Here is a 7,702-nt window from a genome sequence, read left to right on the forward strand (position 1 = left end):
TAATATCAATAAATGGAGATGCAGCAAAAATTATTCAAGAGCAATTAAAAAACAAATCAGATAGAACTCTAATGCTACTACCAGAAAGATCAGATGAATTTTTAAAATCTGCAATCGATACAACAAAAAGCGGTGGAATAATTCATTATTATTCTCACATTCATGCAGACAAGAAATCAGAGGCAGGAAAACTTTCAGAAGAGCATTATTTGCAAGTAACTCCAGTTAAATCAGAAATTTTAGGATCAAAAATAGTTAGACCTGTTGGACCAAGATACTATCAAACAGTTGTAGATGTGAAGATTTCAAAATAATCAATCATCTGCAGATATTGACGCAGATGAAGGCTTTGTGGTAGCCATAACATAACCAATCCAAGCTACAACACCTAGAATTCCACCTGCAATCATCAAAATTGATAGTTGTAATACTATAGGACTCCATTCAGATAACATCAACAAATATGCATAAAGAAAGAATGCAGTAATGCACAAAACAAAAATTGTGATTCCCATTCCTTTACGCTTATCCATTCCGATAAAGTTTGTTCTGAGTTATTTATTAGTTTGAATTAGTCCAGTTCAATTGCCATAAGATATGCATCTTCGCCATCACGATAATATGCATTAAGTTTTTGTCTGATAACAAAGCCTAGTTTTTCATATAATCTAACAGCTTCATTATTGCTACATCTTACCTCAAGATAAAATTCATCACATTTTTTTAGTCTAACACCATTTACAGATTCTTCAACTAGAGCTTTACCAATTCCCTTTTTCCTATGCTCTTGAAGAACTGCAATAGATACCACATGACCTTTTTTTACAAATCCTAGTTTTTTAAAATTAGAAAAACCATATTCAGTTTTACACATGATATAACCAACATGCTTTCCTCCAATTTCTGCAACAATAAAGGCTTCTGGAATTTCTGCAAGAAGACTTTCATAGAAATAATCAGAATAGTGTTCTGGGAGAGTTTTTAGATTAATTTCCATAACAGGTATTAGATCGCTAGGTTCTGCACGTCGTATATTACAGTCACCCAGCTGCCTTAGAATTACTTGCATGTATAGTATAATTTGTTATCAATATTTAATTTTAAACTACAAAACCATTTAATGGAAAGAAATAGCCGTAGCATTATGAGTGACCCATTTCAGGAAGATGTAATTTCCTTAGTTAATTCGTTGTTTGAAGTAAGTCAATTTAACAGAGAAATGTATTCGTTAGAATTTAGAATTGACGATATTGATTTTAAATCAAAATTTGAGAATTTAGCAAGAAAATTGGAAAATATCAACTATGTTTGTAAACTTGAACAAATGGAAGACGGAAAGTACATTATAATTCAAAAATTTACTCCAAAAAAACAAAGGAAGTGGTTAAACACATCTTGGACTCCACGAATTTTGTTTGCTATTGTAATCGCCTTTGTTATGATTGATGGATATTATCGAACTGAAGGAACAAATTCTATCATAAACATTGGAGATCCTCTAGAAATGGCAGGAGTATACACACTTTCACTTTTAGGAATTTTAGGAATACATGAGTTAGGACACATAATTGCAGCTAAAATACACAAACTAAAGACAACGTGGCCATTTTTCATACCAGGATTACCAGTTATTGGAATTCCAACTTTTGGTGCATTCATTCAATCACGTGGATTAACAATCAATCGTGAAATTTTATTTGATGTAGCAATCGCGGGGCCCATAGCAGGATTAGTAATTGCCATTATAGTTTCAATTTATGGTGCATATACTGCACCTATATTACAAGAAGATATTGCACAAGGACTTTTTGCAGATTCAAAATTAATGGAATGGAATCAAGGTGAACCATTACTAATGACTGCAAGTTTAGCATTATTTGGAAAAGGTGGTCCTGGGCATGAGGTGATCATGACACCGGTTCTATTTGCAGCGTGGATTGGATTTTTAATTACTTTCTTAAATTTACTTCCAGCTTGGCAACTAGATGGTGGACATATGGCAAGAACATTACTAGGAGCAAAACGTCACAGATATGCAACGTTTGGTAGTATGGCAATTCTTGTCTTACTAAATTACTGGTTAATGGCAATGCTGATTCTTGTTCTAAGCTCAAGAAATCCTAGCGCGATTCCATTAGATGATGTATCACCATTATCAAAAAGAAGAAAAATGGCATATGTCGGAATTATAGGATTAGCTGTGTTGTGCGCTCCAATTCCATCAAATTTTTTAAGTGGTTTTTCACCTTAATAGAACTCTAGAACCATCAATTACAACTGCAACCTTTTGTCTTGCACCTTGTGTTTTTAGAATATAATCCAAGGAAGGTTTTATTCCAGATAAAGAAATCATGTTCAATTTTTTTACATAATATTCTGGAAGAATAGAAACTAATCCAATTTGAAAATTCTTTTGAATTTCCGATAAGAATAACAAATCCTCCATTCCTGAAATGTATTTTGTTGGATTTCTAAGCTGTTCAAGACTTAATCTACCTTCGATGTATTGTTGAAGAGCATCAGAACCCAACCCTGACTTACATTCTGCAACTAAAATAGACAACCCTCCATGTTGTATCGCGCTTGCACAATTCCATAAAGAAGATAAAGATTTTCCAAGATTATCGTTACTTGAATCCTTTCCAGTACTTAGAATCATAGATTTATGATGACCAATGTCTTTGATTGCAAAGGATTCAAGTGTTTTTGTAGTTGAAGTAGTTTCTGAGGGATGTCCAAACGTAAAATCAACAATTCCTTGAGAATTTGCAACTATTTCAATGGCATTGATTTCAAAATTATCAACAAACTTTTTTGATTCGTTAAAACTTTCTGTTAATTGTCCAGGAGATGGAAAATTGCTCTTTCTTTTTGCATATGCTGAAAGCATAGATTCCTGACCAAATTTTTTAATTAACCTAGTAGAAATTGTCTCATATCCAAAGAGACCATCAAATTCCATTTCTCCAATAAAAACAAGATTAGAATTAGAAGAATCTATGTTGTCAAATTCATTAACGGAACTACCTTCAGGTAATCCAGATTTTATAAGATTCATAATTTTTTTTTCAGCCAAGATTTTAGGGAATGGTAGTGATTTTTGCTCACATATTGTAAATAATGAAGAGATGATTTTTTGAATTGATTTTGAATTATGTAAAACTACTAATTCCATAGGTTTTGTCAAATCAATAGAACTCAATTTTTCATTGATCTCAGAATCTTCTAGGGTTTTACCATCAGAATCAATTTTTTGTTCTAAATTTTCTGCTCTAATATCCAAAACAACATCAGTAATACCATAATTTAACCAGATTTCAGGCATGATTAGTACACAATACAAACCAAAATAAATCCACTGTAGTTAATTTAGATATGGAATTTGTAAAAGAGTTTTCAACATTTTTGTATCAAAAAGGAGTTATAAAATTTGGAGATTTTACTCTAGCAAGTGGCAAAAAAAGTTCATACTATGTAGATTTGAGACTAGTTCCTAGTTATCCTCACCAATTCAGATCCATGATCAAACATCTGCAAAATAACATCATAGATAATACAGGATTAGATCGTTTTGATTCGCTAGTATCAGTTCCCACTGGAGGCTTAATCATTGCATCAGCATTAGCAATTGAAACGGTTAAACCATTAATCTACGTAAGAAGTAAACCAAAAGATTATGGTACTTCTAAATCAGTCGAAGGGCAAATCACCAAAGGAATGAAAGTTGTAATGATAGACGATGTTGCAACAACAGGAGGTTCTGTTGTAAATGCAATAAAATCATTAAGAGAATCAGATATAGTAATAGAAGATGCATATGTTATTGTAAACAGAATGGAAGGTGCAGAAGAAACTCTAAAAGAATTAGGAGTGAAAATGTACTCATTAGTCAACATAATCCAAATAACACAAGCATTACACGAACAAAAACTTGTTAGCGATGATATTTTAGAAAAAGTAAGAAAACAAATTGAGAAATAACTTTTTGGCGGCTCAGACAAATGCCTTTCAATCATCATTCAGATATAACTCTGATTCTTCATTGCAGCCAGTAAATTTTGTCTGTGCTCATTTTAAAACTAACGGAAATAATATGGGCCCAAAGGGCTTCGATCCCTTGACTCCCCGGTTATGAGCCGGGTACTCTACCAAGCTGAGTTATGGGCCCTAAGCAAAGGGATTTTTTCTTCAGTATAAAATGTTATGAGTTTAACAATATGCTTCATAACAACTATCAAGTAATAGATTTTGTGCAGAAATAGATTTGTCTGCAATCTGAATCAAGTTATCAGAATCACTTGATGCTTTTTCAAGAATATTTTTCCAGGAAGCTGCATGTCGAATATCAGCCTCAGTATGAAGTTTAAAGTATTCTGTTGCTTCTTCTGTAGATATACCATAAAATTCTGCCAATCCATCAAGTTTTGTTTGACTGATTTTAGGAATTTCTTTTTCAAAGGCATACATTGCACATGCTCCACCCTCATAGGTGCTCATCAACTCAGATAAATCCATAACAGATTTTCTAGTTTTTTCTAATCCTTTGTAATTAATTAATTCATTTTCTGAAACTCCAAGTTCTCCAGAAAATTTAATCCAAGATTTGATGTGATCAGATTCTTCTTGTTGATTATTTATCAATTCATTAATCACGTGATTTGGAGCTTTTTCTATAATAGGAGTCATAAATGATGGTACTGCTTTAACAAGTTGAAAGTATTCTTTAGAATAACCAGCTAAAGAATCCAGATTTAGTTTTCCATCAGACCACATCTGATAGAATGGATGTTTAAGTAAACTTCTTTCTTCAATCATTTCGTCGATTCGTTTTATTAGATTCATATCACATATCTAAATCAGCCAATAAAAAATCTTTGGGGTTTACAAAAGATTTTATGGACAAATTACCCATTTTTGTTGGGTTCCAGTGGTGTAGACCGGTCAAGCATACTGCCCTTTCAAGGCAGTGATCCCGGGTTCAAAATCTAACGATGAAAATCCCGGCTGGAGCACCAAGATTTAATTACTAATGACAAAGTTTTTTGAATAGGCTTATTATCTTGGACAGGAAAAATATCGAGATTAATCCTTTACTTGAAACATATGGAAAGTATATCAATAAAATTAACCAGGCATTAGATAGAGAATTATCATTATATTCAGAATCAGAGTTCATTGAGCCATTAAGATATTCACTAGAGGGGGGGAAAAGAATTAGGCCAATCATCCTATCTTTGGCTGCTGAAAGTGTAGGAAAAATAGACGATAATACTTTAGCTGCATCTTGTGCTGTAGAGTTTCTACATATGGAATCTATCATTCATGATGATATCATAGACAACGAAACTATGAGAAGACAGAAAGAGCCGTTTCATATCAAATATGGCTACAATACAAGTGTCCTAACTGGAGATTTTGTATTGGGTTTAATCCTTGCAATTTCTTCAAGATTAGACAATGCAAGAATTACAAAAGATTTGGCAACTACTGCTATGTTGATGAGTGAGGGAGAAATGATTGAAAGTAGATTAGAAAGCAGCGAAGATATTACATTTGACGACTATCTTAAAGTGATTGAATACAAAACCGCCACAGCATTTGAAGTTGCAGCAAGAATAGGTGCAATTATTGCAAGTGGAAGTGAAGAAGAGATAGAAGCACTTACAGAATATGGGAAAAACATAGGAATTGCGTATCAAATAAGAGATGATTTGTTAGACTGGAAAAACGAAGATAAATTATTTAATTTACTAATCAAGAAAAGTTCTGATCCAAGAGATGTTTTTAATAAAATGGAAGAACTACTAAAAGAGTATTCAGATAAAGCTAGAACAAGCTTAAGAAAAATTCCAAATAACGACGCAAAAATTAATTTGGATAATCTAATAAAATTTACAACGTTTAAGGCATAATACCTAAGCTAAATGTAGGTGCAGCAAACTCTACAAATTTAATAATTGGATCTGGATAAACACCGAATCCAACTAGGAATATTATAGAGAATACCATTATTGCAATTATAGATTTTGGTTCACGTACTCTTTTTTCAGTTTCTCCTTCAAAGTACATTTTTCTTGTAATCCAACCATAGTAGGCTAATGATAGTGCGCTGTTTAGAACACCAGCAATTGCAAGCCATGGTGCCCACCAGATAGTTGAACCTGCATCTAATGCACCACCAAATAACATTAGTTTACTCCAAAATCCAGCAAGTGGAGGAACACCAGCTAAAGCAAATAAGGAGATCACTAATCCAAATGCGGTTATAGGCATTCGTCTACCAAGTCCTTTGAGTTTATCGATATGAGTTACGGCAAGCGTTGTTACTATTCCCGTGACTGCTATGAAAGCCATGCCTTTCATCACAGCGTGATTCAAAATTTGATAGAGAGAACCTTGTAAACCAAGTGAGCTGTAAGGAGATACTGCAAGTCCAATCAAAATATAGCCAGCATGAGCAATACTAGAGTAAGCTAACATTCTTGCAAGATTTTTTTGCATTATTGCAGCAATGTTACCAATAGTCATGGTCATAACTGCAATAACTCCAAGAGCTAAAGTCCAATCAAGATTAAGCACCACCATTCCTAGAACAACTATTCTAATTGTTGCAGCAAATCCAGCTTTCTTTGTTCCAGCTGCAAGGAGAGTTGTAATTGTTGGTGGTGCACCTTCGTATGTATCAGGTAACCATTGATGGAATGGGACCAAACCCATCTTAAATCCAAATCCTGCAATAAACATTCCAACTGATAACAATGCTAAAGGCAATAATGTAGCATCAAGAGTAGCATAACCCTGAATAACTTCGCCAATATTTGTTGAGCCAGTTAATCCATAAGATAATGAAATGCCATAAACAATAATTGCAGAAGATAATGCTCCAAACAAGAAATACTTTAGTGCTGCTTCATTTGAACTTGGGTTCTTTTTCATAAATCCAACAAGAACGTATGTTGGAATACTCATAAGCTCCCATGCAACAAAAAGCATTACCAAATCAGTGGAATATGCTACTAACACCATACCAATTGTTGAAAGTAGTATCAAGGAGTAGTAAACAGCAGGGTAATTCTTTTTTCGCATGTAATTAAATGAGCCAACTGTAGTGAAAATTGCAACAATTAACATTGCAATTGCAAAGAATCCACCAAATGCATCATCTACAAGAACATCTTCTGAAAATAGAGCTGAAGGAAGTACATTATCATTTATGAATTGATATGCAACATATCCAATTGATACGATCAATGCTGCAAATGCTATAATTGCATAAAATGAGTTTGAACCCTTTTCCTTTCTTGCAATGCTGATTATAGGTAACAAAACACCTACAGTACCAAGTATTGCAATTATTACTAATGGAGTTGAAGTAATTTCTAACATTTCATCATATCTCCTATATCAACAATATCAGGATTACAAATAGTAATCCCGCTCCAAATACGAATAGATAAGATTGTGCTACACCAGTTTGAGTTCCTTGAACAACTTTTGCACTCCAGCTTACTGCTTTTTGGAATCCATTATTCATTCCATAATCAATAGCAGTCTTCTCAAAGTATCGGAAAACTCCTCGTGATAGCCATAATGGAGCTACAACAAAGCACCAATAGATAATTGCATTAAGATAAAAACGATTTAAAATAACTTTATGAATTGCATAAAAGAAAATATTTGAATTTACAAATTTTATTGGATC

8 protein-coding genes, 2 tRNA genes and 2 pseudogenes are annotated in these 7,702 nt (G+C 33.2%); 5 read left to right on the forward strand and 7 right to left on the reverse strand.

The features are described from left to right. A pseudogene (locus BG20_RS09215) lies at nt 1–314 on the forward strand (class I SAM-dependent methyltransferase family protein); the annotation flags it as partial. On the opposite strand, the gene BG20_RS09220 reads toward BG20_RS09215, so the two are convergent. Both BG20_RS09220 and BG20_RS09225 read right to left on the reverse strand, forming a co-directional pair. Then, nucleotides 315–533, reverse strand: coding sequence for a hypothetical protein (locus BG20_RS09220; RefSeq protein WP_007402295.1), 219 nt, complete (start codon nt 531–533; stop codon nt 315–317). A gap of 38 nt (nt 534–571) precedes the next feature. Continuing rightward, nucleotides 572–1,069 (reverse strand): GNAT family N-acetyltransferase, encoded by a 498-nt coding sequence (locus BG20_RS09225; RefSeq protein WP_007402296.1) that lies wholly within the window; start codon nt 1,067–1,069, stop codon nt 572–574. A gap of 75 nt (nt 1,070–1,144) precedes the next feature. On the opposite strand from BG20_RS09225, the gene BG20_RS09230 reads away from it, so the two are divergent. Next, the gene (locus BG20_RS09230; protein WP_010194342.1) at nt 1,145–2,251 is read left to right on the forward strand and encodes a site-2 protease family protein; all 1,107 of its coding nucleotides are present in this window, start codon (nt 1,145–1,147) and stop codon (nt 2,249–2,251) included. On the opposite strand, the gene BG20_RS09235 is transcribed toward BG20_RS09230, so the two are convergent. Next, nucleotides 2,243–3,325, reverse strand: a complete 1,083-nt coding sequence (locus BG20_RS09235) for a nickel-dependent lactate racemase family protein (protein ID WP_010194344.1) — start codon at nt 3,323–3,325, stop codon at nt 2,243–2,245. The genes BG20_RS09230 and BG20_RS09235 overlap by 9 nt on opposite strands. A gap of 50 nt (nt 3,326–3,375) precedes the next feature. Here BG20_RS09235 and pyrE point away from each other — a divergent pair, with 50 nt between their 5' ends. After that, entirely contained in the window at nt 3,376–3,981 is a 606-nt protein-coding gene (pyrE, locus tag BG20_RS09240; RefSeq protein ID WP_007402299.1) for an orotate phosphoribosyltransferase, read from the forward strand. A 113-nt stretch (nt 3,982–4,094) separates the two neighbouring features. Here pyrE and BG20_RS09245 read toward each other — a convergent pair. After that, nucleotides 4,095–4,168 (reverse strand) — tRNA-Ile (locus BG20_RS09245). A 41-nt stretch (nt 4,169–4,209) separates the two neighbouring features. Then, the gene (locus BG20_RS09250) at nt 4,210–4,842 is read right to left on the reverse strand and encodes an iron-containing redox enzyme family protein (protein ID WP_010194346.1); all 633 of its coding nucleotides are present in this window, start codon (nt 4,840–4,842) and stop codon (nt 4,210–4,212) included. A 79-nt stretch (nt 4,843–4,921) separates the two neighbouring features. Here BG20_RS09250 and BG20_RS09255 point away from each other — a divergent pair. Together BG20_RS09255 and BG20_RS09260 are read left to right on the forward strand one after the other, a co-directional pair. Continuing rightward, nucleotides 4,922–5,015 (forward strand) — tRNA-Glu (locus tag BG20_RS09255). Nucleotides 5,016–5,060: 45 nt separating this feature from the next. Further along, entirely contained in the window at nt 5,061–5,912 is an 852-nt protein-coding gene (locus BG20_RS09260; protein ID WP_010194348.1) for a polyprenyl synthetase family protein, read from the forward strand. Here BG20_RS09260 and BG20_RS09265 read toward each other — a convergent pair. Next, nucleotides 5,902–7,386 carry an NADH-quinone oxidoreductase subunit N gene (locus BG20_RS09265; RefSeq protein WP_010194352.1) on the reverse strand — a complete coding sequence of 495 codons (1,485 nt, stop codon included), beginning with the start codon at nt 7,384–7,386 and terminating at the stop codon, nt 5,902–5,904. The genes BG20_RS09260 and BG20_RS09265 overlap by 11 nt on opposite strands. A gap of 13 nt (nt 7,387–7,399) precedes the next feature. After that, a pseudogene (locus BG20_RS09270) lies at nt 7,400–7,702 on the reverse strand (NADH-quinone oxidoreductase subunit L); the annotation flags it as partial.

Source organism: Candidatus Nitrosarchaeum limnium BG20 (assembly GCF_000241145.1).
Taxonomy (GTDB): domain Archaea; phylum Thermoproteota; class Nitrososphaeria; order Nitrososphaerales; family Nitrosopumilaceae; genus Nitrosarchaeum; species Nitrosarchaeum limnae.